The sequence below is a fragment of the Planktosalinus sp. genome, assembly GCF_059864935.1.
The window spans coordinates 1-2,404 of record NZ_JCBCCK010000226.1; the positions used below are offsets into that span (position 1 = coordinate 1).

The 2,404-nt window shown below is 39.2% G+C and carries 3 protein-coding genes; all 3 read right to left on the bottom strand.

Annotated features, from left to right (window positions below; translation table 11 throughout):
• Positions 1 to 1,392, bottom strand: a 1,392-nt coding sequence (locus tag AC6F75_RS07910) for an efflux RND transporter periplasmic adaptor subunit (RefSeq protein WP_500714441.1), incomplete at its 3' end; no start/stop codon positions are given.
• A 21-nt stretch (positions 1,393 to 1,413) separates the two neighbouring features.
• A complete protein-coding gene (locus AC6F75_RS07915; RefSeq protein ID WP_500714442.1) occupies positions 1,414 to 1,680 on the bottom strand; it encodes a hypothetical protein in 267 nt (88 codons plus the stop codon).
• A gap of 89 nt (positions 1,681 to 1,769) precedes the next feature.
• Positions 1,770 to 2,180, bottom strand: coding sequence for a DUF6769 family protein (locus tag AC6F75_RS07920; protein ID WP_500714443.1), 411 nt, complete (start codon positions 2,178 to 2,180; stop codon positions 1,770 to 1,772).
• Positions 2,181 to 2,404 lie beyond the last annotated feature (224 nt).

A 2,404-nucleotide genomic window follows, 5' to 3' on the forward strand; every position in this document is an offset into this window, starting at 1 on the left:
GTTCTCACCGTCGCTTGCCCCAATTTTTATTTCCCGCTTTTGAAAACTCTCACCACCTAATTGTACATATACATAGAAATTACCCTGTTCTTCCATTAAAGCCGAAACAGGAATTACCAAAGCATCGGGAATAGGAGATGATTTAAGATAGACCTCTGCCACCGAACCGGAAATAAGGTTTCCGATATTGTCAATTTGAAAAGTGATAGGAAGAAAAGCAGAACCGGAAGTAGTGCTTTTACCGAAGGAAGTGATTTTTCCATTTAACATTTGAGTGTCAAACACCTGTTCAGAACCTATCGGTTTAAAATTTGCAGATGAGATAGTGGGGAGTTTACTGAAATACCTTTGCGAAACATTTGCTTGCAGTATGAGATTTTTGTTTTTGGAAACCACGGCAAGTGGTGTTCCTGCTTGTACAAATTGGCCTTCATTTACCAAAATATTTTTTACAAAACCACCCATAGGTGAGCGCACGGTTTGCCCGGATGCCGAGTAATTTCTGCCCATAGCATTAAAAACGGTCTTTGCATTATCAAAAGCATTTTTAGACTGTAAATATACAGCTTGCGAAATAATTTGATCTTTCACCAACTCTTGCGCACGCTCGTAATCTGCTTTGGCTTTGTCATAATTGGCTTTTGCCCCTTGGTAGTTAGCATCCAGATTGTTTTCGGCAAGATTACCCCCCGAAATAGTGAACAAGGGCATATTCTGCGAAACTTCTGAACCGATTATCGATTTGCTTCCTGTAAAGCTAACAATACCGCTTGCACCGGCTGTCACCTGCATTTCATCACCGGGAGCTGAAAGTATTTGACCACTCGCTTTGATAATGTCAGAAAAAGCAGTTTTTTCAACCGCTGCATTGGCAAATTCAACTTTCCAAGCTTGTTCTTTTAGGTAAACTATTTCGTCAGTTACAACTGTTTCTATTTGATTGTCGATTGCTTCATGTTCATCTTCATACACCGTTATATTGTCAATAACTATCCGGTCAGTGTAGTTTTCTGTTTCTATATCAAAAACAAGTTTGCCTTTTCCTGCAGTTTTTGGAACTAAAGCCAATCTAAAGATACCCGGAGAGCTTGCCGTATCAGCACTGTTGCGTATACCGCTTTCCCCAATAATAAGGCTGACGGTTACTTTTCCACTAGTAAGTGGTAAAAACCGTTCCCCTAAAAGGGTAAAGTGCGCAGCAAAACTAGACTTGCTGTCAACAACTAGTGGCTTAAACTCAACAAAAAGTTCCGTTTTATCTGAATATACTGTGTAAACAAGCGGTTCTAAACTGCCTGCTCCGTGTTCGTGACCGTGATCGTCTGCTGATTTGTCGGCACAGCTAACAAAAAGCAAAGCAAGCACAGCCATCAAAATGGATGCTGTCTTCATTATAAAAGAATTTTAAGGTGATTAATGCTTGTGGCTGCCGTCGTCGTGACTATGCCCGTGATCATCTTCTGTTTTTACAGAAGTACTGTCGCTATTTACCATAAATTCCTCTTGATGGTGTTCAGCATCTTGATGGTCTTCGTGCACAGATCCGTCTTCATGTTCGTGAACGCTTTCTGTATTGGTATGATTGCCCTCACTATCATGAGAATGTTCATCGTTTTTATTTTCCCTGCAACCTGCAAATAAAATGGCTATAATTGCTATAGATACTATGGAATTTTTCATCGTTTAAAATTTTTAAATTGAATACTAATTTAAATGAACTTGTAGAATGTTACAACAAGTTAAGATTACCCTTTGAACAATAAAGGATATTAAACGATGGTGGTTGGAGGGGCTCTTAGCCCGCTGGGAAGGAAACTCTGTGAATTGTAATAACTGTCAATATAAGGAGGTGCATTTTGCCTGACTTCAATGATTTCCTGAATAAAAATATAATTTGAGGTTTGAAGTGTTGTAAGCTTAGAGATTTGCTTTGAAACATTGTCAACAGAACTATGACTTGTTAAAAACGTCAGTCCTTCAACACCGTGTTGTAAATTTGAAAAGAGATGATTCCAACTTTTACGCTCATCTTCTGTGTCATTATTGTGGTGACCGTCATTGTGATGATGTGATATTTTATTGTGTTCTTCATCGTGGTGAGTATGTGGCACGACATTATGCCCAAGCATTATTGCCAGGGCTGAATATAACATGAATATGGAAACAAATTTTTTAAGCATTGATTACAAATGTACAATTAATTTTATAAGGTTTTACTTATGGCAAGTTAAAAGCGGGGTTGAATTAACCCGGGACTGCTCGCTCAGATCCCCGCCTTCGCGAGGATTGGGCAATGCTTGGTGTTGAAAGTACCGAATGGTGTTTGGAAAGGGTGCTTTTTTAAAATTTAAGGATGACGTTGTTTTCAATTATTTGAGGTTTGAGGCTGGCGGCTTGCACGGTC